Here is a 22,952-nt window from a genome sequence, read left to right as displayed (position 1 = left end):
CGCCGGAGGCATGAATCCCGCGCCGGCGGTTCCACCCGCGCACTCAGCCGACGTACGCCCCGCTCGCCGTCAGCCGCAGGGCCGTGTCGATCAGCGGCACGTGACTGAACGCCTGCGGGAAGTTGCCCACCTGGCGCTGGAGCCGGGAGTCCCACTCCTCCGCGAGCAGCCCCAGGTCGTTACGGAGCGAGAGGAGCTTCTCGAAGAGCCGGCGCGCCTCGTCGACCCTTCCGATCATGGCGAGGTCGTCCGCCAGCCAGAACGAACACGCCAGGAACGCGCCCTCGTCGCCCTCCAGGCCGTCCACGCCCGCGTTCTCGCCCGCCGTCGGGTAGCGCAGGACGAAGCCGTCCTCCGTGGACAGCTCGCGCTGGATCGCCTCGATCGTGCCGATCACCCGCTTGTCGTCCGGCGGCAGGAAGCCCATCTGCGGGATCAGCAGCAGGGACGCGTCCAGCTCCTTCGAGCCGTAGGACTGCGTGAAGGTGTTGCGCTCCGGGTCGTAGCCCCGCTCGCAGACATCACGGTGGATCTCGTCGCGCAGGTCGCGCCAGCGCTCCAGCGGCCCGTCCGTGTCCCCGGACTCGATCAGCTTGATCGTGCGGTCGACCGCGACCCAGGCCATCACCTTGGAGTGCACGAAGTGGCGGCGCGGCCCGCGCACCTCCCAGATGCCCTCGTCGGGCTCGTCCCAGTGCTTCTCCAGATACTCGATCAGCTTGAGCTGGAGCCCGACCGCGTAGTCGTTGCGGGTCAGGCCGGTCATGTGCGCCAGGTGCAGCGCCTCGGTGACCTCGCCGTAGACATCGAGCTGGAGCTGCCCCGCCGCGCCGTTGCCGACGCGGACCGGGCCGGAGTTCTCGTAACCGGGCAGCCAGTCCAGCTCGGCCTCGCCCAGCTCCCGCTCGCCCGCGATCCCGTACATGATCTGCAGGTTCTCGGGGTCGCCCGCGACGGCCCGCAACAGCCATTCGCGCCAGGCCCGGGCCTCCTCGCGGTAGCCGGTGCGCAGCAGCGAGGACAGGGTGATCGCCGCGTCGCGCAGCCAGGTGTAGCGGTAGTCCCAGTTCCGTACGCCCCCGATCTCCTCCGGCAGGGAGGTCGTCGGGGCCGCCACGATGCCGCCGGTGGGCGCGTACGTCAGGGCCTTGAGCGTGATCAGGGAGCGGACCACGGCCTCCCGGTAGGGCCCGTGGTACGTGCACTGGTCGACCCATTCGCTCCAGAACTGCTCCGTGGCCTCCAGTGACCCCTCCGGGTCGGGGAGGGCGGGGGGCTCGCGGTGCGAGGGCTGCCAGCTGATCGTGAGCGCGACCCGGTCACCCGGTCCCACGGTGAAGTCGGAGTACGTCGTCAGGTTCTTGCCGTAGGTCTCGGCCGGAGTGTCCAGCCAGACCGAGTCGGGACCGGCGACGGCGACGGTACGTCCGTCGACCTTGTGCACCCAGGGCGTGACCCGGCCGTAGCTGAACCGCATGCGCAGTTCCGAGCGCATCGCCACCCGGCCGCTCACGCCCTCCACGATCCGGATCAGTTGCGGGGCGCCGTCACGCGGTGGCATGAAATCGGTCACGCGGACGGTGCCGCGCGGCGTGTCCCACTCCGATTCCAGGATGAGGGAGTCCCCTCGGTAGCGGCGGCGGTCCGCGTAGGGCGGTGATGTCTCCGCGCCGGTCGTAGGAGCCAGGCGCCAGAAGCCGTGCTCCTCCGTGCCCAGCAGTCCTGCGAAGACGGCGTGTGAATCGAAGCGGGGCAGGCACAGCCAGTCGGCTGTGCCGTCCCGGCAGACCAGGGCAGCGGTCTGCATGTCTCCGATGAGTGCGTAATCCTCGATGCGCCCGGCCACGTGCGTCTCCAGTCGAACGGCCATGTCGCCCCGAGGGGCGCTTACTGCGGGTCAAGGTCTTGTAGAAGAACCGACGAGATCTCGCACCGGCTGAGCGGGCGGGGGTGGTGCCGCTGGCCGGCCGACTCGGCAGCGAGTGTCCGAGCAGGATACGACGCGAAAGGATGATCCGCGCGACGGTCTTGACAACGCCGCTGCGCCGAACGGGTGGGACGTGAAACGAGTGCGGTCATCCTGTGTGGCCGGTGTGAGGGAGTGTGGCCGGAAGCAGCCTCTCGCTGTCGCTGTTACCCTGGTAGCCCGTGGACCGGTGGTCGTTCCCGACAGTGGACGAGGCCCCCGAACCGCAGCGACGGCACCTCCGGAACCTCCGGTACGGCACGCCGGTACGCACCTCACGATCGCGACCACGGGAGCCCCCTTTGGCTATGCAGCCCACATCCACGACGACCAAGCACATCTTCGTCACCGGGGGTGTCGCCTCCTCCCTCGGCAAGGGTCTGACTGCCTCCAGCCTGGGTGCCCTGCTCAAGGCGCGGGGTCTGCGGGTCACCATGCAGAAGCTCGACCCCTACCTCAACGTCGACCCGGGCACGATGAACCCCTTCCAGCACGGAGAGGTGTTCGTCACCAACGACGGCGCCGAGACCGACCTGGACATCGGCCACTACGAGCGCTTCCTCGACGTCGACCTCGACGGCTCGGCCAACGTCACCACCGGCCAGGTCTACTCGCAGGTCATCGCCAAGGAGCGGCGCGGCGAGTACCTCGGCGACACCGTCCAGGTCATCCCGCACATCACCAACGAGATCAAGCACCGCATCCGCCGCATGGCGACCGACGACGTCGACGTCGTCATCACCGAGGTCGGCGGCACGGTCGGTGACATCGAGTCGCTGCCGTTCCTGGAGACCGTCCGCCAGGTCCGCCACGAGGTCGGCCGGGACAACGTCTTCGTGGTCCACATCTCACTGCTGCCCTACATCGGCCCGTCCGGCGAGCTGAAGACCAAGCCCACCCAGCACTCGGTCGCGGCCCTGCGCAACATCGGTATCCAGCCGGACGCCATCGTGCTGCGCGCGGACCGTGAGGTCCCGACCGCCATCAAGCGCAAGATCTCGCTGATGTGCGACGTCGACGAGACCGCCGTGGTGGCCTGCCCGGACGCCCGGTCGATCTACGACATCCCCAAGGTGCTGCACACCGAGGGCCTGGACGCCTACGTCGTGCGCAAGCTCGACCTGCCGTTCCGCGATGTCGACTGGACCACGTGGGACGACCTGCTGGACCGCGTCCACAACCCCGACCACGAGATCACCGTCGCACTCGTCGGCAAGTACATCGACCTGCCCGACGCGTACCTCTCCGTCACCGAGGCCATCCGGGCCGGCGGTTTCGCGAACAAGGCCCGCGTCCAGGTCAAGTGGGTCGCCTCCGACGACTGCAAGACCCCGGCCGGCGCCGCGAAGCAGCTCGCCGACGTCGACGCGATCTGTGTCCCCGGCGGCTTCGGCGACCGCGGTGTCAACGGCAAGATCGGCGCCATCCAGTACGCCCGCGAGAACAAGGTGCCGCTGCTCGGCCTCTGCCTCGGCCTCCAGTGCATCGTGATCGAGGCGGCGCGCAACCTCGCCGAGATCCCCGACGCCAACTCCACCGAGTTCGACGCCGCCACCTCCCACCCCGTCATCTCGACGATGGAGGAGCAGCTCGCCTACGTCGAGGGCGCGGGCGACCTGGGCGGCACGATGCGCCTCGGCCTGTACCCGGCGAAGCTCGCCGAGGGTTCGGTCGTCCGTGAGGCGTACGCCGACCAGCCGTACGTGGAGGAGCGTCACCGCCACCGCTACGAGGTCAACAACGCCTACCGCGCCGAGCTGGAGAAGAAGGCCGGTCTGGTCTTCTCCGGCACCTCCCCGGACAACAAGCTCGTCGAGTTCGTCGAGTACCCCCGTGAGGTCCACCCCTACCTGGTCGCCACCCAGGCGCACCCGGAGCTCACGTCGCGCCCGACGCGCCCGCACCCGCTCTTCGCCGGCCTGGTGAAGGCTGCCGTGGAGCGCAAGACGGCCAAGTAGTCAGCAGGAGATACGGTTGGCCGGGGTACGCGTCCGCAGGGACACGTACCCCGGTTTCTGTTTGTTCGTGGGAGGACGTAGATGGGTTTCCAGGACACGCCCGAGGAATGGCAGGTCACCGCGACCGCAACGCCCTTCACCGGCAAGAAGACCAGCATCCGGGCCGACGACGTCGTCATGCCTGACGGCAGCGTCGCCCGTCGCGACTACCAGGTCCACCCCGGCTCCGTCGCCGTCCTCGCGCTCGACGAGGACGGCAGGGTCCTCGTCCTGCGGCAGTACCGGCACCCCGTGCGCCACAAGCTCTGGGAGATCCCGGCCGGGCTGCTCGACGTCCCCGGTGAGAACCCCCTGCACGCCGCCCAGCGCGAGCTGTACGAGGAGGCGCACGTCAAGGCCGAGGACTGGCGGGTGCTGACCGACGTCTACACCACCCCGGGCGGCTGCGACGAGGCCGTGCGCATCTTCCTGGCCCAGGATCTCTCCGAGGCGGTGGGCGAACGCTTCGAGGTCGCCGAGGAGGAGGCCGACATGGAGCTGGCGAGGGTGCCGCTCCAGGACCTCGTACGCGGGGTACTCGCCGGCGATCTGCACAACAACTGTCTCGTCGTGGGCGTCCTCTCGCTCACCGCCGTGCTCGCCGGCGAGGGTGTGGACTCGCTGCGTCCGGCCGAAGCCCCGTGGCCTGCCAGGCCGTTCGAGGTCTGACGGCCCGTCCGCGCTCCTCCTCGTGACCCGCCCCCGGTCGGACGATCGTAAAAATCGCTGATCCGATCGGGGGACCCTTCCGCCGCGCTCCACCGTGATCGTCCGCACCCCTGAACTACGCTCGGGAAGCCCCGACCGGAGTTCCGGCGGGCACCGCGTGCAGCGAAGTGGAGCGTGGCTCGTGACCGATCAGGTGGTGGACACCAGCGGCCCGGCCGGAGCAGCGGGGACCGAGGAGCCGTCCGGTGCCGTCCCACCCCAATTCTTCGGGCGGGAACGCGAGTTGAAGGAGCTGCGGGCCGATATCGAGCGGGCCGGTCTGGACACGCTCGCCGGGCGGGGGAGTGCCCGTGCCAGGGTGCTGCTCATCGCGGGCCGGCCTGGTTCGGGCCGCAGCGCACTGGCCGCCGAGCTGGCCCGACGACTCGCTGGTTCCGCTTCCGTTCCGGGTTCCGCTTCGAGTTCCGGTCCGGGCTCCGGTCCCGCTTCGGGTGCGGCCCTTCCGGGTGACTATCCCGACGGTGTGCTGAGGGTCGGACTCACCGACCCGGACGGCCACCGGGTCCCCACGGAACGTACCGCCCGCGACATCCTGAACCTGCTCGGTGTGACCGGCCCGCCCGGCGCCGACGAGGACGAACTCTCCGAGATGGTCCGCGAGGCCCTCGCCGTACGCCGCGTCCTGCTCCTGCTCGACGACGCCGTGGACGCCGGACAGGTCGACCCGCTCATGCCCGACAACCCGGACTGCCTGGTCGTGGCCACCGCGACGGGCCCGCTCACCGGAATCCCGGGCGTCCGCCCCTGCACCATCGGCGGCCTGGACGCGGGCTCCGCCGTGCAGCTGCTCGGCCGGATCATCGGCCAGGTCCGCATCACCGTCGACCCGCGCACCGCCGAGACGCTCGCCGAGGAGTGCGGCGGACAGCCCGCCGCACTGGTCCTGGTCGGCGGCTGGCTCGCCGCCCACCCCCACGCGTCCGTGGCCGACGTCACCAAGCAGATGCACGAGCTGCCGGACGACGTGGAGCAGCCCACCGGCGCCCGGCCGCTGGCCCGCGCGTTCCGCCTGGTCCACGAGTCCCTGCCGCAGACCGCCGCCCGGATACTGCGCCTGCTCGCCCTCGCGCCCGCCGGACTCGCCGACGCCCACACCGCCTCCGCACTGGCCGGCTGTTCCGTGTCGGCGGCCCAGTCGACGCTGGACGACTTCGTCGGCCTCGGCCTGCTGCGTACGAACGGTGCCGCCCTGCCGCAGTACGAGGTGCCCGGCTGCCTGGCCCCGATGCTGCGCGCGCTCCTGGAGGACCGGGACAGGCCCGCCGAGATCGAGCTGGCCAGGGCCCGGATGCTGGAGCGGACCGTGCGGCAGCTCCAGTCCTGCCGCGCGGTCACCGACCCGGAGGACTCCCCGTCCCAGCGGAAACTGGCGGGTCTGCCGCGGTCCCTGCGGTTCTCCCACGCCGAGTCGGCCGCCGCCTGGCTGCGGATGCGCCAGCCCGCGCTGCTGGCATCGGCCAGGATCGCGGTCGAGAACGGTGAGCTGGACACCCTGGCCAGGCGGCTGGTGGCCGCACTCGTTAGGGCGCTGGCCGTGCACCGGGGGACCGATGAGGCGGCGCCGGAGCTGTACGGGCTGCATCAGCTGGTCCTCGATGTCGCCGAACGTCGCGACCTGCCGCGCGAAAAGGCCGCCGCCCTGCTGAATCTCGCCGACCTGGACGCCGGAACCGGCCGTACGCAGGAGGCGCTGACCCGCTACCGGGCCGCGCTGGACGCCGGACGCGAGGCGAAGGACCTGTACGCGACCGGCCGCGCGATGGAATCCGTAGGCGGCGCCTACGCCGAGCTCGGGGACTTCCACCGGGCCTCCGACTGGTACGGCCGGGCGCTCGCGCAGCGGCTCACCCAGGGGGAGCGGGCCGACGAGGCACGGCTGTACGGGCGGCTGGGCGCCGTCCACACCTATGCCGGGCGGTACGGCGAGGCCCTGCGGAACTGGCGGGCCGCCGCGGCCGGATACCGCAGGCTCGGGGACCTGCCGGCCCAGGCGCGGGCGCTCAGCGAGGCCGCGCGGGTGCAGGAGTACGCGGGCCGTCCGCAGGAGTCGCTCCACACCTGCCGCGAGGCGGTGGAGCTGGCACGGCAGGCGCAGGACGTGCGGCTTCAGGCGGCGCTCCAGCTCAGGCTGGCCGACACCCTGGACCGGCTGGGAGACCCCGCGGCGGCCAGGCTGCACCGGGCTGCGGCCGACAGATTGCTTGGCGAGGAAGGTTCTGCCTACGAAATCCGTAGTGCTTCGGCTGAAAGTTAATGCTTTGTAAGGCTAGACAGCGCGAAGTCCTTCATTAGACTGGCTCCTGCCGCGTGTCACTGCGGTGTCTCCATTTATGCTGGGTGTATCCGGGTATCCACCGCTATGCCCGTCCCCCCTCCGAGCCAAGGACCGTGATCGACGTGAAGGTCGGCATCCCCCGCGAAGTCAAGAACAACGAGTTCCGGGTGGCGATCACCCCTGCCGGAGTGCATGAGCTCGCCCGCCACGGCCACCAGGTCCTGGTCGAGCAGAACGCCGGCGCCGGTTCGTCCATCACGGACGAGGAGTACGTCGCCGCCGGAGCGCAGATCCTGGCCACCGCGGACGAGGTCTGGGCCGCCGCCGACCTGCTGCTCAAGGTCAAGGAGCCGGTCGCCGAGGAGTACCACCGCCTCCGCAAGGGCCAGACGCTCTTCACCTACCTGCACCTGGCCGCCTCCCGCGAGTGCACCGACGCGCTGCTCGAGTCGGGCACCACGGCCATCGCGTACGAGACGGTCGAGACCGCCAACCGCGCGCTGCCGCTGCTCGCCCCGATGTCCGAGGTCGCGGGCCGGCTGGCCCCGCAGGTCGGCGCCTACCACCTGATGCGCTCGGTCGGCGGCCGTGGTGTGCTGCCGGGCGGCGTCCCGGGCACCGCCGCGGGCAAGGCCGTCGTCATCGGCGGCGGCGTCTCCGGCTGGAACGCCACCCAGATCGCCGTCGGCCTGGGCTTCCACGTCACGCTGCTCGACCGCGACATCAACAAGCTCCGTGAGGCCGACAAGATCTTCGGCACCAAGGTGCAGACGGTCGTCTCCAACGCCTTCGAGCTGGAGAAGGCGGTCGTCGAGGCCGACCTCGTCATCGGCGCCGTTCTGATCCCCGGAGCGAAGGCCCCGAAGCTGGTCACCAACGAGCTCGTCGCCAAGATGAAGCCCGGAAGTGTACTTGTCGACATTGCAATCGATCAGGGTGGCTGCTTCGAGGACTCGTACCCGACGACGCACGCCGAGCCGATCTTCACGGTCCACAACTCGGTCTTCTACTGCGTCGCCAACATGCCGGGCGCGGTGCCGAACACCTCCACGTACGCGCTCACCAACGCCACGCTCCCGTACATCGTGGAGCTCGCGAACCGGGGCTGGGTCGAGGCCCTGCGCCGCGACGCCGCGCTCGCCAAGGGGCTCAACACCCATGACGGGCAGGTTGTTTACCGCGAGGTGGCCGAGGCGCACGGCCTCGACCACGTCGAGCTGCTCACGCTTCTCGGCTGACGGGTCAACACCTCCCGTCAACCTCACGCGTCCGGCCGGACCTTGCCGAGCAAGGTCCGGCCGGACGCATGTCCGGGCCCCGCGAGGCGTCCGCTCAACTCGCCTCGAACGTAACCCTTTACCCGTTTCGTGCCCCCGCGAAATGTGCGGCTTGTTCTCCGTGCACCCTTGACAGAGAGGTGTTCGATTGCCGACACATCGGGCCGGGTCCGGCGGATTGTGTTGCTGCGGACCGGTGACACGCCATAGAGTCGCCAATCGTCGGCATGGTGCCACGCTGACCTATCGATAAGTTTCCTGGTCACATCCAAGGAGGTAAGACGACTTGTGAATGAGTCGACATTTACTCCTGGGGGTGGTCAACCAGGGATGCCTGCACGGGGTCTGAGCCCGATCGGGCTCGAAGCTGTCGGCTCCGTCGCTGTCCGCACCTTCGCCACTCACCAGCACATGACGACAGCCCCCCAGATGATGGACGGCCTACACGTGAACGCCACGGCCGGCAACGAGAGTGGTCGCAAGTCCGACCACTTCGCCGACTTCGCCGAGGTGCCCGAGGGGCACTTCTACGACCCCGATGCCGAGTACGAGCCCGATCCGGAGTACGCGGCCACGCTCGCCCCCGACGCCGCACGCCAGCGCCGCGAGCGGATCGGCCCGACGGGCCGCCCGCTGCCGTACTTCCCGATCCCGGGCCCGCTGACCGATCACGGCCCCGCGAAGATCATCGCGATGTGCAACCAGAAGGGCGGCGTCGGCAAGACCACGTCGACCATCAACCTGGGTGCGGCGCTCGCGGAGTACGGACGACGCGTCCTGCTCGTCGACTTCGACCCGCAGGGTGCCCTGTCGGTCGGCCTCGGGGTCAACCCGATGGAGCTCGACCTCACCGTCTACAACCTGCTCATGGAGCGGGGCATGTCGGCCGACGAGGTCCTGCTCAAGACCGCAGTGCCCAACATGGACCTGCTCCCGAGCAATATCGACCTCTCGGCCGCGGAAGTGCAGCTGGTCAGCGAGGTGGCCCGCGAGTCCACCCTGCAGCGTGCCCTGAAGCCGCTGATGGCCGACTACGACTACATCGTGATCGACTGTCAGCCCTCGCTCGGCCTGCTCACCGTGAACGCCCTGACGGCGGCTCACAAGGTGATAGTGCCGCTCGAGTGCGAGTTCTTCGCGCTGCGAGGTGTGGCGCTGCTCACCGAGACCATCGAGAAGGTCCAGGAGCGGCTCAACCCGGAACTGGAGCTCGACGGCATCCTCGCCACCATGTACGACTCCCGCACGGTGCACAGCCGCGAGGTGCTCGCGCGCGTCGTCGAGGCATTCGACGACCACGTCTACCACACGGTCATCGGGCGCACGGTGCGCTTCCCGGAGACCACGGTCGCCGGTGAGCCCATCACCACGTACGCCTCCAACTCGGTCGGTGCGGCCGCCTACCGTCAGCTCGCCAGGGAGGTGCTCGGCCGGTGTCACGCCGAGTGAGTCTTCCGGGGGCCGACGAACTGTTCCGTACGACCGGGGGGATGGGCCTCCAGGCCTCTTCACCCGCGGAGCGGCGACGCAAGGCCAACGGTGAGGCACGCGTGCCGGCGCCGGCCGGGGAGAGCGACTCCCGGACGGACGCGCCGGGGCAGAGCGGGGGACCGGCAGGAGCGGGGAGCGGTTCGCCCGCCCCGTCCCGCGAGGAGCACGCGGCGGCCGACGCCGACGGGAACGCGCCGCGCAGCCGAGGCGGCGAGGCCGACCGTGCCGCGCCGGCCGGTACGCCCGGTTCCGGGTCCCGGCCGTCCTCCCAGGAGCCCGTACCCGCCGTCCAGCAGCAGCGCAGGCGCGGTGGCGGACGTGGTGCGAACCGCAGGCCCAGCGGCCGGGAGCGCCACGACGAGAAGATCACGGTCTATGTGTCGGCCGAGGAACTGATGGACCTCGAGCACGCCCGGCTGGTCCTGCGCGGCGAGCACGGGCTCGCCGTCGACCGCGGGCGCATCGTCCGCGAGGCCGTCGCGGTGGTCCTCGCGGACCTGGAGTCGCGGGGCGACGCGAGCATCCTCGTACGGCGCCTGCGCGGCCGCTGAACGGAGCGGCGCCGGTAGCCTGCCCGGGAGGGCCGCCGACCGGGTGGCCCGGCCCTCGGGTACGGGCCACCGCCCGCCCGTCTCCCCGCCGCACCCCTGGACCCCGATGCCGACGACCGACGACGACGCCCGCCCGCCCCGCCGGACCCTCGGCCGCGGGCCGGGCGCCGCGCCCACGCCGGCCCCGTCACCCTCCGGACCACCGGGGGACGCCTCCGCACCGGCACCGGACCCCGTACTGGACGTACAGGACACCCCCGCGCCGGACGCGCCGGCTCCCGCAGCGGACGCACCGGCACCGGATACCCCGGCCCCCGTACCGGACGTACCGCAGCCGTCCCCCGCCCCCGGCGTACCCGAAGCGCCGCTCGAAGCGGTCCCGGCCGGGTCCGGTGGGGCCGATGGCAAGCGGTTCACCGTACGGCTGGCGAACTTCGAGGGGCCCTTCGATCTCCTGCTCCAGCTGATCTCCAAGCACAGGCTCGATGTGACCGAGGTCGCCCTGTCCAAGGTGACCGACGAGTTCATGGCACACATCCGTGCCATGGGCGCGGACTGGGACCTCGACCAGACCACCGAGTTCCTCGTGGTCGCCGCGACCCTGCTGGACCTCAAGGCCGCCCGGCTGCTCCCCACCGCAGAGGTGGAGGACGAGGCGGACCTCGCACTCCTGGAAGCGCGCGACCTGCTCTTCGCCCGGCTGCTGCAGTACCGCGCGTACAAGCAGATCGCCGAGATCTTCCAGACCAGGCTGGAGGCCGAGTCCCGCCGCTACCCCCGTACCGTCGGCCTCGAACCGCACCACGCGGAGCTGTTGCCCGAGGTCGTCATCAGCATCGGTCCCGAGGGCTTCGCCAAGCTGGCCGTGAAGGCGATGCAGCCCAGGGCCGAGCCGCAGGTGTACATCGACCACATCCACGCGCCGCTGGTCAGCGTGCGGGAACAGGCCGAGATCGTGGTCGCACGGCTGCGCGAGGCGGGCGAGCTGAACTTCCGCGCCCTCACCGAGGACGCACCGGACACGCTCACCGTCGTCGCCCGCTTCCTCGCGCTGCTGGAGCTGTACCGGGAGAAGGCCGTCACCCTCGACCAGGAGGAGGCGCTCGGAGAGCTCGTGGTGCGCTGGTCCGGCGGCGAGGACACGGTTCCCACGGTGACGGACGAGTTCGACAGGGAGACCGAGGGGATCGAGGAGATCCACGAGACGCCCGAGACAGTGAAGGACGTACCGGCATGAGCGAGCAGAGCCACGAGGAGGGGGAGGAGACCGCCGTCGCACGCCTCGGCCTCAAGCCGGCCCTGGAGGCGGTCCTGATGGTCGTCGACGAGCCCGCCACCGAGGAACACCTCGCCAAGGTGCTCCAGCGCCCGCGCAGGGCCGTCGCGGACGCCCTGCGGGAGCTGGCCGACGAGTACACCGTGCAGCGCCGTGGATTCGATCTGCGGCTCGTCGCGGGCGGCTGGCGCTTCTACACCCGCCCGGAGTACGCGGAGGCCGTCGAGGGCTTCGTCCTGGACGGCCAGCACGCCCGCCTCACCCAGGCGGCTCTGGAGACGCTCGCGGTCGTCGCGTACCGCCAGCCGGTGAGCCGGTCCAGGGTCTCCGCGGTGCGCGGAGTGAACTGCGACGGCGTGATGCGGACCCTCCTCCAGAGGGGCCTGGTGGAGGAGGCGGGCGCGGAACCCGAAACAGGTGCGATCCTGTACAGGACGACGAACTACTTTCTGGAGCGTATGGGCCTGCGAGGCCTGGACGAGCTCCCGGAGCTCGCGCCCTTCCTTCCGGAGGCGGACGCGATCGAGGCTGAGACGCTAGAGGGTGTGCCGTCGTTCGATCCGGACGCACCGGACACCCCGGATACTCACGCAGACGACAAGACGGAATTTTGATGCGAAGCAGTGGCAGGAACAGCGGAAGCGGCAGCGGCAGCGGCAAGAGCGGCGGCAACCGGGACAACCGGGGTGCCGGACGTGGCTCCCAGCCGAAGGCCGGTGGCGGGCGCGACGACAAGCAGGAGGAGCAGCGTCCCCGCAGGCCCCGTCCCGAGGAGCGCCGCTACGACGTGGGCTCCGACAAGCCGGGCGGCGACGGCGGCCCCCGCAAGGGGCGCGGCACGGCGGCACGCGGCGGCGCCAAGGGCGGCCCGAAGGCCGCACAGCACGTGAGCAAGGGCGGACGCCGTGTGGGCGCCCCGTCCCGCCCGCGCGAGCTCGACGCCAAGATCGAGCAGCGCAACCGCGACCGGTACGCGGACAAGCCCGAGATCAAGACCCCCAGGACGAACCCGGGCGCCGAGCAGGAGGGCGAGCGGCTGCAGAAGATCCTCGCCCGCGCCGGCATGGGTTCGCGCCGTGCGTGCGAGGAGCTCATCGAGCAGGCCAGGGTCGAGGTCAACGGCGAGATCGTCCTCGAGCAGGGCAAGCGCGTCGACCCGCAGAGGGACGAGATCAAGGTCGACGGTCTGACCGTCGCGACCCAGTCGCACCTGTTCTTCGCGCTGAACAAGCCGGCCGGCGTCGTCTCCACCATGGGTGACCCGGACGGCCGTCAGAACCTCGGTGACTACGTCAACAACCGCGAGACGCGGCTGTTCCACGTCGGCCGGCTCGACACCGAGACCGAGGGCATCATCCTGCTCACCAACCACGGTGAGCTGGCCCACCGTCTGACGCACCCCAAGTACGGGGTCAAGAAGACCTACCTGGCCGCCATCCAGGGCCCGCTGCCGCGCGACCTCGGCAAGCGGCTCAAGGACGGCATCCAGCTGGAGGACGGGTACGCCCGCGCCGACCACTTCCGGGTCGTCGAGAACACCGGCAAGAACTACCTGGTCGAGGTGACCCTCCACGAGGGCCGCAAGCACATCGTCCGCCGGATGCTGGCCGAGGCCGGCTACCCGGTCGAACGGCTCGTGCGCACGTCCTTCGGGCCGATCCCGCTGGGCGACCAGAAGTCCGGCTGGCTGCGTCGCCTCACCAACACCGAGGTGGGCATGCTGATGCGCGAGGTCGGTCTGTAACCGCACACCGCCAAGGGGCCCGCGTCCGGCTCCTGTTCGTTTTCGGACAGGAAATCGGCCGCGGGCCTTTTGCTGTCGCCGTCCGCCCTTTATAGTCAAAGTGACTATTAAGGAGGCGGGCGTGAGTCTCGCGGATGTGCTCGATCCCCTGCAGCAACCCCTGGTGACGGTCCTCGGTACGCCGGTCAGCTGGACCGAGGTCCTGGGCTTCGGCAGCGGAGCGCTCTGCGTCTGGCTGGTGGCCCGGCAGCACCTCGCCAACTGGCCGATCGGCATCGCCAACAACCTCTTCTTCATCCTGCTGTTCACCCAGGCCGGCCTGTACGCCGACGCCGGCCTCCAGATCGTCTTCATCGCCCTCGCCGCGTACGGCTGGTGGACCTGGACCCACGGGGGTGGACCAGGTGCACCCGTCCTGCCGGTGCGCGGCACCACCCGCACCGAATGGGCCTGGCTGCTCACGGCGGGGGCGGTGGGGACACTCGCCCTGACCCTTCTGCTCTCCCGGGCCACCGACTCGACGGTGCCGTTCTGGGACGCGCTGACCACGTCGCTCTCGCTCATGGCGACGTACGGCCAGTGCCGCAAGCGGGTCGAGTCCTGGTGGCTGTGGATCGCCGCCGACGTGGTCTACATCCCGCTGTACGCGTACAAGGAGCTCTACCTCACCTCGCTCCTGTACGTGGGCTTCCTGGCCCTCTGCCTGGTCGGCCTGCGCAACTGGAGCCGTGAACTGATGCCCAGCAAGCGGCAGTTGGCGGGGGTCTCGGCGTGAAGCGGTACGAACACGGCCTGGTGCTGGGCAAGTTCTATCCGCCCCACGCGGGTCACCACCACCTCGTCCGCACCGCCCTGGACCGCTGTGAACGGCTGACCGTCCTGGTCTGCGCCTCCTCCGTGGAGTCCGTCCCGCTCGCCGACCGGGTCGCCTGGATGCGGGAGGCGCACCCGGAGGCGACCGTGGTGGGCGCCGTCGACGACACCCGCGTGGACCTCCACGACCCGGCGATCTGGGACGCCCACATGGCCGTGTTCACCGGAGCCGTCCCTGAGCGGGTCGACGCCGTCTTCACCTCGGAGTCGTACGGGGACGAACTGGCCCGGCGCTTCGGCGCCGAATCCGTCTGCGTCGACCCCGACCGCACCGTGTTCCCCGTCTCCGGCACGGCGGTGCGCAAGGATCCGGTCGGCTGCTGGGACTTCCTCGGACCTCCCGTACGGGCCGCGCTCACCCGCCGGGTCGTCGTCCTCGGCGCCGAATCCACCGGCACCACGACCATGGCCAGGGCCCTCGCCGAGCACTACCGCGGGCGCGGCGGCGTCTGGGCGCGTACCGGCTGTGTCGACGAGTACGGGCGGGAGTTCAGCGAACAGAAGCTGGCCGGCCTGCGCCGCCGGGAGCCGGGCGCGCAGTGGGAGGACGTGCTCTTCACCACCGACGACTTCCCGAGGATCGCCGCCGCCCAGAACGCCCGGGAGGAGGCCGCCGCCGGCGCGGGCTCCCCGGTCCTCTTCTGCGACACGGATTCCTTCGCCACCACCGTCTGGCACGAGCGGTACGTCGGCGGGCGCAATCCGCTCGTCGAGCGGACCGCCGACCAGGTCACCCACCACCTCTGGCTGCTCACCGACCACGAGGGGGTCGCCTTCGAGGACGACGGGCTGCGCGACGGCGAGGAGCTGCGGCCCTGGATGACGGACCGGTTCCGCGCCGAACTCACCCGTACGGGACGTGAGTTCATCGAGCTGACCGGTCCCCACCCCCGACGCCTCAGGACGGCCGTCGCTGCCGTGGACGCCCTGCTCGCCGCGGGCTGGGGCTTCGCCGACCCGCTCCCGGAGCGACGATGAGCACCGTCCCCGAGGGGTATGACCCCTACGCCTTCGTCCCCTTCGCGGTCACCGTCGACCTCGCCGTCTTCACGGTCCGCGAGGCACGGCTCCACGTCCTGCTCGTGGAACGGGGCGGTGAACCGTACAAGGGCCGGTGGGCGCTGCCCGGCGGCTTCATCCTGCCCAGGGAGTCCGCGGGGGAGGCGGCCCGCCGCGAACTCGCCGAGGAGACCGGCCTCACCCAGGACGCCGTCGGCGGGCTCCACCTGGAACAGCTCCGCACCTACACCGAACCGGACCGCGACCCCAGGATGCGGGTCGTCTCCGTCGCGTACGCCGCGCTCCTTCCCGACCTGCCCGAACCGCGCGGCGGCGGGGACGCGGCCCGAGCCCAGTGGTGGGACGCCCGCGACCTCGGCGGCCTCGCCTTCGACCACGAGCGCATCCTCGCCGACGCGTACGACCGGATCGGCGCCAAACTCGAGTACACCTGCCTGGCCACGGCCTTCTGCCCGGCCGAGTTCACGCTCGGAGAGCTCCAGCAGGTGTACGAAACGGTCTGGGGCGTCGAGCTCGACCGCCCCAATTTCCGGCGCAAGGTCCTGGCTACACCTGGCTTCGTCGAAGCCGTCGAAGGATCGCCGCGCCGCACCGGCGGACGGGGGAAACCGGCCGCCCTGTACCGGGCGGGTGCCGCTGCCGCCCTGCACCCTCCACTCCTGCGCCCGGAAGGACGAACCGAATGATCGTGACGAGGACGATGACCAAACAGGCCGCCACGGGGGCCCTTACAGGGCTCGCGCTCGGGGACGCCCTGGGCTTTCCGACCGAGTTCAACGATGTGCCCGCCATCCTCGCGAAGTGCGGGCCGTGGCGGCAGATGGCCCTTGCGACGCCGGCGTTCGTCAGCGACGACACCCAGATGACGCTCGCCGTCGGGCGGGGCATCCGCACCGCGATGGACAGCGGGCTGCTGACTCCCCTGCGGCTGGTCGGGCCGGTGCGCGAGGAGTTCGTCTCCTGGTACCACCACCCGGACAACAACCGGGCCCCCGGCAACACGTGCCTCCAGGCATGCCGTCTGCTCGACAGCGACCGGGCCTGGCAGGAGGCCAGCCAGACCCGCTCCAAGGGCTGCGGGGCGAACATGCGGGTCGCGCCGGTCGGGCTCGTACCGGGACTCAGCGAGGAACAGCGCGCCGGGGCCGCGCAGCTCCAGGCCGCGCTCACGCACGGCCACCCCACGGCGCTGGCCGCCTCCGACCTGATGGCCCGCGCGGTGTTCCTGCTGGCCCAGGGGGCCGAGCCGCTGGGCCTGGTCGGGCAGTTGCGCAGCTACGCGTACGAGAACAGTGGCCGTTACCTCACGCGCTGGCTCGGTGACCTGTGGCGGTACGCGGGCGATGCCTCGCCCGAGGCGTACATCCGGCGCGGCTGGGACGAGTGCCTGACCGCGCTGGGGAAGGTCCAGGAGGCGTTGCGTGATCCGTCTCCCGAGACCGACCCGTGCGAGGTGACCGGCGACGGGTGGATCGCGGAGGAGGCGCTGGCCACGGCCCTGCACTGCTTCCTCCTCTTCCCCGAGGAGCCGCTGACGGCCCTGCGCCGGGCGGCCTGCACCCGGGGCGACTCCGACTCGCTGGCCTGCCTGACGGGGGCGCTCTCGGGAGCGCACCTGGGGGCGGGGGTGTGGCCGAAGGAGTGGTCGGAGCGGATCGAGTACCGGAGCGACCTGTTGTCGCTGGGGGCGCTCTGGGATGCGTGATCCGTGGCCGGGGCGGGTGTGAGGGTCCGTCCTCAAGCGCCGGACGGGCTGTGGTGGTGCCCCGGTCCCGGGAAGGGGCGTGCAGGAGGGGCCCCCGCCCGGGCACCCACCGGTCAGCCCGCCCGGGCACCCACCGGTCAGAGGGACGCGGATGCCGATGCCCGGCGGGTGCGGATCAGGAAGTCCTCCACACGGGCCCGGTCCGGGGCGGGCGGCAGGGGGGTGGTCGACGCCGCCGCCTCGTTCTCCTCGGACAGGAGGGTCATCCGGCGTTCCACCTCGGTCCACGGGACCTCGCCCCGTCTGACCGCGAGCAGATCCTCGCGGTCATCGCCGACCCCGATCGTCAGGCGGCCCGTGCGCAGCAGGTCCCGGCTGCTCGTCAGCAGACGCAGCAGATGCATGGCGTGCTTCCAGCGCGGCGCCCCGTACAGCCGCAGGTCCACGTCCAGCTTTCGGCGCTGGCCCAGGGCGTATCCGGCGAAACTCTGGTGCGCGAGCCGGGACAGGAACGCCCCCCGCAGGTCGAGGAGCTCCCGGCCGGTGGCGTCGGCCCGCTCGACGAGTGGCGAGTGCAGGCACTCCAGCACATTGGGATTGGCCCGCAGCGCAAGCTCGCAGAAGCGTTCCAGCTCCCAGGAGAACTGTTCCTCCGACGGGCCCTCGATATGGGTCGGCGGCTTGTCGAAGCGCCAGAACAGCGGGGTGGGGGCCAGGAAGACACCCCGCCGGTCCGTATCACTGCCGGCCGTCGCGAGCCCGAAGGCGCGGGAGCCCATCACGCACGAATAGACCGTGTGATCGCGGACGAGAACCTCGGCTTCGGGGGTGATCATGCCGCGAGGGTACGCGCGCCGGGGGTGGCCGGCGCCAGTGGTTTACGCGAGCCGGATGCTCCCTCCGGAGACGGTGATCTGCTTGGCGGGCAGCGGACGCGGCGCGGGCCCGGCCTCGACGGCGCCGTCCGTGATGGCGAACCTGCTCCCGTGGCACGCGCAGTCGATCGTGGCGTCGCCGACCTTCGAGACCGTGCACCCGGCATGCGTGCAGATCGCGGAGAAGGCCTTGAACTCGCCGGCCTTCGGCTGGGTCACCACCACCTTCCGCTCCTTGAAGACCGTGCCGCCTCCGACAGGGATGTCGGAGGTCCTGGCAAGCTCCTCGGCGTCCGGAGCCGGCGTCCCGGACGCCGAGGAGCTCGGCGTCGCACCCGGACCCGTCTCCGAGGCGCTGGGGGGCGGGGTGCTCTCCTCGCCGCCGTCGCCGGACGACCCGCAGCCCGTCGCCAGAGCCGCCGCTCCCGCGGCCAGGACTGTCCTTCGCCGTGCGTTCATGGTTCTCCTCGTGTGGGGACTCCCTGTGGCGACGATCGTGGTGCCACGGACCGGAATGGCGAAGCAACCCGGCGGGCGTGTTCTCCGCGCGATTCGGGCCACTTCGCCGTCTCACGGACAGAGCACCGTGACCACCGGCCCCGCCCCCCTCTACGCTGAAATGCAGCGGCGCACATCGAGCGTGCCCGGTGAAGAAGCGAGGAGTACGACGTGGCGGTACGAGCGGTCCGCGGAGCCGTCCAGCTGGAGCGGGACGAGGCCGGGCACATGGACGAGCGGGTCGGTGCCCTGCTCACCGCCATCCTGGAGCGCAACAGCCTCGTCGCGGACGACCTGATCAGCGTCTGGTTCACGGCCACCCCGGACCTCCTCAGCGACTTTCCGGCAGCCGCCGCCCGCGGCCTGGGCATCGTCGACGTACCGCTGATCTGCGCGCAGGAGCTCGACATCGACGGGGCCATGCCCCGCGTGGTCCGTATCCTCGCCCACATCGAGACCAATCTCTCCAAAGCCGGAATCAGCCACGTCTACCTCGGCGCCACCGGCGCCCTCCGCAAGGACATCGCCCAGTGAGAACAGCAGTCGTCATCGGCACCGGCCTCGTCGGCACGTCCGCGGCCCTCGCCCTCGCCGGGCGCGGCGTCCATGTCCACCTCGTCGACCGGGACCCGTCCTCGGCCCGCACCGCCGCCTCGCTCGGCGCCGGTACGGACGAGGCCCCCGAGGACCGGGTGGACCTGGCGATCATCGCCGTGCCGCCCGCCCACACCGCTTCCGTGGTGGCCACCGCCATGCGCGAAGGCATGGCCCGCGGCTATCTCGACGTGGCGAGCGTCAAGGGCGGCCCTCGCCGGGAACTGGAAGCACTCGGTATCGACCTCGCGCCGTACATAGGGACGCACCCCATGGCGGGCAAGGAACGCTCGGGCCCCCTCGCCGCCACCGGGGACCTGTTCGAGGGCCGCCCCTGGGTCCTCACCCCCACCCGGGACACCGACACCGAGGTGCTCAACCTGGCCCTGGAACTGGTCGCGCTGTGCCGCGCCGTACCGGTCGTCATGGACGCGGACGCCCACGACCGCGCCGTCGCCCTGGTCTCCCACACCCCGCAGCTGATCTCGTCGATGGTCGCCGCCCGTCTGGAGGAGGCCGACGAGACGGCCGTACGCCTCTGTGGGCAGGGGATCAGGGACGTCACCCGCATCGCGGCCTCCGATCCCCGGATGTGGGTCGAGATCCTTTCCGCCAACCCGGGTCCGGTCGCCGATGTGCTGGCCGGGGTCGCCGACGACCTGGACGAGACGGTACGGGCGCTGCGCGGCCTCCAGTCCGGCGACGAGGACAAGCGCCGGGAGGGCACCGCGGGCATCGAGGACGTCCTGCGCCGCGGCAACGCGGGCCGGGTCCGGGTGCCGGGCAAGCACGGGGCGGCCCCCGCCGCGTACGAGATCGTGGCCGTGCTCATCAGCGACCGGCCGGGCGAGCTCGCGCGGATCTTCGCCGATGCCGGGCTGGCCGGGGTCAACATCGAGGACGTCCGCATCGAGCACGCCACCGGCCAGCAGGCGGGCCTGGTGCAGCTGATGGTCGCACCGAGCGCGGCGCCGGCGCTCGCCGCGACGCTGAAGGACAGGGGCTGGTCGATCCGGCCGTGAGCGCCCGGACCGCACGGGGTACAAGGGCCCGCCCGGCACTCGGTAACCTTGGGTGAGGCCGTATCGAGGCCCGACTCCGCCCACCCCGTGTACCAGGAAGGTGTCCACCACCGTGGAAACCGCAGCAGCCGCCGCCCCGACCGCCCCGGCCGCGGTGATCGTCGCCATCGACGGGCCCTCCGGCACCGGCAAGTCGAGCACCTCCAAGGCCGTCGCCGCCCAGCTCGGTCTCAGCTACCTGGACACCGGCGCCCAGTACCGGGCGATCACCTGGTGGATGCTGAACAACGGCATCGACGTGCAGGACGCGGCGGAGGTCGCGACGGCCGCCGCCAAGCCGGTCATCGTCTCCGGCACCGACCCGGCTGCGCCCACGATCACCGTCGACGGTGAGGACGCCGCGGGACCGATCCGTACCCAGGAGGTCACCTCCAAGGTCAGCGCCGTCAGCGCGGTCCCCGAGGTGCGCAGCCGGATCACCGAGCTGCAGCGTTCCATCGCGGCGGATGCGGAGCGGGGCATCGTGGTCGAGGGCCGCGACATCGGGACCACCGTCCTGCCGGACGCCGACCTCAAGATCTTCCTGACCGCCTCCCCGGAGGCGCGTGCAGCCCGCCGCAGCGGTGAGGTGAAGGGTTCGGATCTCGCCGCCACCAAGGAGGCGCTGATCAAGCGCGACGCGGCCGACTCGGGCCGCAAGACCTCGCCGCTGGCCAAGGCGGACGACGCGTGCGAGGTGGACACCACCGAGCTGACCCTTCAGCAGGTCATCGAGTGCGTCGTCACCCTCGTCGAGGAGAAGCGGGCCACGAAGTGACGGACGCCACGGGGGCGCCCACGCTGCGCGGAGCGGCCGTCGGGCGAGGGATCGGCATCGGGCTGATGTACGGGCTGTTCAAGCCCCGTGTACTCGGCGCGTGGCGGGTCCCCGCCGCCGGACCCGTCATACTCGCGGTGAACCATGCGCACAACATCGACGGACCGATGCTGATGGGCACCGCGCCCCGGCCCGTCCACTTCCTGATCAAGAAGGAGGCGTTCGTCGGCCCGCTCGACCCGTTCCTGCGCGGAATCGGTCAGCTGAAAGTGGACCGTACGACCGTCGACCGCACCGCCATCACCCACGCGCTCGGCGTACTGGAGAACGGCGGGGTCCTCGGGATCTTCCCGGAGGGCACGAGGGGCGAGGGCGACTTCGCTTCCCTGCGGGCCGGACTCGCGTACTTCGCGGTACGCGGCGGGGCGCCCATAGTCCCGGTGGCCGTCCTGGGAAGCACGGAGCGCCGGGGACGGTTGATATCCGCGTTGCCTCCGCTGCGCAGCCGGGTCGATGTCGTCTTCGGCGAGGCATTCCAGGCCGGTGACGGCAGCGGGCGCCGGACCCGTGCGGCGCTGGACGAGGCGACCGTACGAATCCAGGGCCGGCTGACCGCCCACCTGGAAAACGCCAGGCGCCTCACTGGGCGCTAGGTAAGACTTGAGTAGTGGGCCGCACCGACAGTGGCCCATCGATGATGATGCAAAGAGGAACGGACTTCATGAACGACCAGATTCACTCCGACGGCTCGGACCACGAGCACGGAGCACTTGGCGATGCCGAGTACGCGGAGTTCATGGAGCTCGCCGCGCAGGAGGGGTTCGACCCCGAGGAGGTCGAGGGTGCGATCGGCGAGGCCGGTCACGGACCGCTTCCCGTCCTCGCCGTCGTCGGTCGCCCGAATGTCGGCAAGTCGACCCTGGTGAACCGCATCCTCGGCCGTCGCGAGGCCGTCGTGCAGGACAAGCCGGGTGTCACCCGTGACCGCGTCAGCTACGAGGCCGAATGGGCCGGACGCCGCTTCAAGCTCGTCGACACCGGCGGCTGGGAGCAGGACGTGCTGGGGCTCGACGCCTCGGTCGCCGCCCAGGCCGAGTACGCGATCTCGACGGCCGACGCCGTCGTCTTCGTCGTCGACGCGACCGTCGGCGCGACCGACACCGACGAAGCGGTCGTCAGGCTGCTGCGCAAGGCCAAGAAGCCCGTCGTCCTGTGCGCCAACAAGGTCGACGGACAGAGCGGCGAGGCCGACGCCACCGCGCTCTGGTCGCTCGGTCTCGGCCAGCCCCACCCGGTCTCCTCGCTGCACGGCCGCGGCACCGGCGACATGCTCGACGCCGTGCTGGAGGCGCTTCCCGAGGCCCCCGCGCAGACCTTCGGCACCGCACTCGGCGGCCCGCGCCGCATCGCGCTGATCGGCCGCCCGAACGTCGGCAAGTCCTCGCTCCTGAACAAGGTCGCCAACGAGGACCGTGTCGTCGTGAACGCCATGGCGGGCACCACCCGTGACCCCGTCGACGAGCTGATCGAGCTCGGCGGCATCACCTGGAAGTTCATCGACACGGCCGGCATCCGCCGCAAGGTCCACCTCCAGGAGGGTGCGGACTACTACGCCTCGCTGCGTACCGCGGCCGCCGTGGAGAAGGCCGAGGTCGCCGTCATCCTGATCGACTCGAGCGAGTCCATCAGCGTGCAGGACCAGCGGATCGTCACCATGGCGGTGGAGGCGGGCCGCGCGATCGTGCTCGCCTTCAACAAGTGGGACACCCTCGACGAGGAGCGCCGCTACTACCTGGAGCGGGACATCGAGACGGAGCTCGCGCAGGTCGCCTGGGCACCTCGCGTCAATGTCTCGGCCGTCACCGGCCGGCACATGGAGCGCCTGGTCCCGGCGATCGAGACCGCGATCGCCGGCTGGGAGACCCGCATTCCCACCGGCCGGCTGAACGCCTTCCTCGGTGAGATCGTCGCCTCGCACCCGCACCCGGTCCGCGGCGGCAAGCAGCCCCGCATCCTCTTCGGCACGCAGGCGGGCGTCAAGCCGCCGCGGTTCGTGCTCTTCGCCTCCGGCTTCCTGGAGCACGGCTACCGCCGCTTCGTCGAGCGCCGCCTGCGCGAGGAGTTCGGCTTCGAGGGCACCCCGATCCACATCTCGGTCCGGGTCCGCGAGAAGCGCGGCCGCAAGAAGTGACCTCGTAGGTCCGTACGACGAAGCCCCGGACCACTCGCGGAAGGCGAGTGC

The 22,952-nt window shown here is 71.0% G+C and carries 21 protein-coding genes; 18 read left to right on the top strand and 3 right to left on the bottom strand.

All coding sequences use genetic code 11. The annotated features are described in order from the left end of the window. Positions 1–43: 43 nt before the first annotated feature. Positions 44–1,846: a glycoside hydrolase family 15 protein gene (locus ACFWSK_RS34740; protein WP_383795278.1), complete on the bottom strand. Its 1,803-nt coding sequence runs from the start codon at positions 1,844–1,846 to the stop codon at positions 44–46. A gap of 428 nt (positions 1,847–2,274) precedes the next feature. On the opposite strand from ACFWSK_RS34740, the gene ACFWSK_RS34735 reads away from it, so the two are divergent. The 13 genes from ACFWSK_RS34735 to ACFWSK_RS34675 all read left to right on the top strand — a co-directional run bounded on the left by ACFWSK_RS34735 (position 2,275) and on the right by ACFWSK_RS34675 (position 16,904). Continuing rightward, positions 2,275–3,924: a CTP synthase gene (locus ACFWSK_RS34735; protein WP_383795270.1), complete on the top strand. Its 1,650-nt coding sequence runs from the start codon at positions 2,275–2,277 to the stop codon at positions 3,922–3,924. Between the two features lie 81 nt (positions 3,925–4,005). After that, complete coding sequence (locus ACFWSK_RS34730; protein WP_383795267.1) at positions 4,006–4,632, top strand: NUDIX domain-containing protein; 627 nt, start codon at positions 4,006–4,008, stop codon at positions 4,630–4,632. A gap of 181 nt (positions 4,633–4,813) precedes the next feature. After that, the gene (locus ACFWSK_RS34725) at positions 4,814–6,946 is read left to right on the top strand and encodes a tetratricopeptide repeat protein (protein ID WP_383795264.1); all 2,133 of its coding nucleotides are present in this window, start codon (positions 4,814–4,816) and stop codon (positions 6,944–6,946) included. Positions 6,947–7,089: 143 nt separating this feature from the next. Continuing rightward, positions 7,090–8,205, top strand: coding sequence for an alanine dehydrogenase (gene ald, locus ACFWSK_RS34720; protein ID WP_383795275.1), 1,116 nt, complete (start codon positions 7,090–7,092; stop codon positions 8,203–8,205). A gap of 369 nt (positions 8,206–8,574) precedes the next feature. Continuing rightward, positions 8,575–9,693 carry a ParA family protein gene (locus ACFWSK_RS34715; protein WP_383795262.1) on the top strand — a complete coding sequence of 373 codons (1,119 nt, stop codon included), beginning with the start codon at positions 8,575–8,577 and terminating at the stop codon, positions 9,691–9,693. Continuing rightward, positions 9,690–10,286, top strand: a complete 597-nt coding sequence (locus ACFWSK_RS34710; RefSeq protein WP_383795272.1) for a hypothetical protein — start codon at positions 9,690–9,692, stop codon at positions 10,284–10,286. The genes ACFWSK_RS34715 and ACFWSK_RS34710 overlap by 4 nt, the downstream gene beginning before the upstream one ends. 106 nt (positions 10,287–10,392) lie before the next feature. Then, a complete protein-coding gene (locus ACFWSK_RS34705) occupies positions 10,393–11,523 on the top strand; it encodes a segregation and condensation protein A (RefSeq protein ID WP_383795259.1) in 1,131 nt (376 codons plus the stop codon). Beyond that, positions 11,520–12,176 carry an SMC-Scp complex subunit ScpB gene (gene scpB, locus ACFWSK_RS34700; RefSeq protein WP_383795256.1) on the top strand — a complete coding sequence of 219 codons (657 nt, stop codon included), beginning with the start codon at positions 11,520–11,522 and terminating at the stop codon, positions 12,174–12,176. The genes ACFWSK_RS34705 and scpB overlap by 4 nt, the downstream gene beginning before the upstream one ends. After that, positions 12,176–13,306: a pseudouridine synthase gene (locus ACFWSK_RS34695; RefSeq protein WP_383795253.1), complete on the top strand. Its 1,131-nt coding sequence runs from the start codon at positions 12,176–12,178 to the stop codon at positions 13,304–13,306. The genes scpB and ACFWSK_RS34695 overlap by 1 nt, the downstream gene beginning before the upstream one ends. A gap of 121 nt (positions 13,307–13,427) precedes the next feature. Next, entirely contained in the window at positions 13,428–14,081 is a 654-nt protein-coding gene (gene pnuC, locus ACFWSK_RS34690) for a nicotinamide riboside transporter PnuC (protein WP_383795250.1), read from the top strand. Next, on the top strand, positions 14,078–15,157 hold the full coding sequence (locus tag ACFWSK_RS34685) for an AAA family ATPase (RefSeq protein WP_383795247.1): 1,080 nt from the start codon (positions 14,078–14,080) through the stop codon (positions 15,155–15,157). Before pnuC ends, ACFWSK_RS34685 begins: the two co-directional genes overlap by 4 nt. Continuing rightward, positions 15,154–15,885, top strand: coding sequence for an NUDIX domain-containing protein (locus ACFWSK_RS34680; RefSeq protein ID WP_383795244.1), 732 nt, complete (start codon positions 15,154–15,156; stop codon positions 15,883–15,885). The genes ACFWSK_RS34685 and ACFWSK_RS34680 overlap by 4 nt, the downstream gene beginning before the upstream one ends. Next, positions 15,882–16,904: an ADP-ribosylglycohydrolase family protein gene (locus tag ACFWSK_RS34675; RefSeq protein WP_383795241.1), complete on the top strand. Its 1,023-nt coding sequence runs from the start codon at positions 15,882–15,884 to the stop codon at positions 16,902–16,904. Before ACFWSK_RS34680 ends, ACFWSK_RS34675 begins: the two co-directional genes overlap by 4 nt. A 137-nt stretch (positions 16,905–17,041) precedes the next feature. Here ACFWSK_RS34675 and ACFWSK_RS34670 read toward each other — a convergent pair whose 3' ends face one another. Both ACFWSK_RS34670 and ACFWSK_RS34665 read right to left on the bottom strand, forming a co-directional pair. Next, on the bottom strand, positions 17,042–17,740 hold the full coding sequence (locus ACFWSK_RS34670; RefSeq protein WP_383795238.1) for a DNA polymerase beta superfamily protein: 699 nt from the start codon (positions 17,738–17,740) through the stop codon (positions 17,042–17,044). Positions 17,741–17,782: 42 nt separating this feature from the next. Further along, entirely contained in the window at positions 17,783–18,238 is a 456-nt protein-coding gene (locus tag ACFWSK_RS34665) for a Rieske (2Fe-2S) protein (protein WP_383795235.1), read from the bottom strand. Positions 18,239–18,448: 210 nt separating this feature from the next. Between ACFWSK_RS34665 and aroH the strand changes: the two genes are divergently transcribed. From aroH to der, 5 genes are all read left to right on the top strand, one after another. After that, positions 18,449–18,811, top strand: coding sequence for a chorismate mutase (aroH, locus tag ACFWSK_RS34660; protein ID WP_383795232.1), 363 nt, complete (start codon positions 18,449–18,451; stop codon positions 18,809–18,811). Further along, positions 18,808–19,893: a prephenate dehydrogenase gene (locus tag ACFWSK_RS34655; protein ID WP_383795229.1), complete on the top strand. Its 1,086-nt coding sequence runs from the start codon at positions 18,808–18,810 to the stop codon at positions 19,891–19,893. Before aroH ends, ACFWSK_RS34655 begins: the two co-directional genes overlap by 4 nt. A 100-nt stretch (positions 19,894–19,993) precedes the next feature. Continuing rightward, positions 19,994–20,710, top strand: coding sequence for a (d)CMP kinase (cmk, locus tag ACFWSK_RS34650; protein ID WP_383795225.1), 717 nt, complete (start codon positions 19,994–19,996; stop codon positions 20,708–20,710). Beyond that, complete coding sequence (locus ACFWSK_RS34645; RefSeq protein WP_383795222.1) at positions 20,707–21,363, top strand: lysophospholipid acyltransferase family protein; 657 nt, start codon at positions 20,707–20,709, stop codon at positions 21,361–21,363. Before cmk ends, ACFWSK_RS34645 begins: the two co-directional genes overlap by 4 nt. A 68-nt stretch (positions 21,364–21,431) precedes the next feature. Next, positions 21,432–22,901: a ribosome biogenesis GTPase Der gene (gene der / locus ACFWSK_RS34640; protein ID WP_383795219.1), complete on the top strand. Its 1,470-nt coding sequence runs from the start codon at positions 21,432–21,434 to the stop codon at positions 22,899–22,901. The last annotated feature ends 51 nt before the right edge of the window (positions 22,902–22,952 follow it).

Source organism: Streptomyces sp. NPDC058620 (assembly GCF_042717135.1).
Taxonomy (GTDB): Bacteria; Actinomycetota; Actinomycetes; order Streptomycetales; family Streptomycetaceae; genus Streptomyces.
This window is presented reverse-complemented; position numbering and strand designations above follow the sequence as displayed.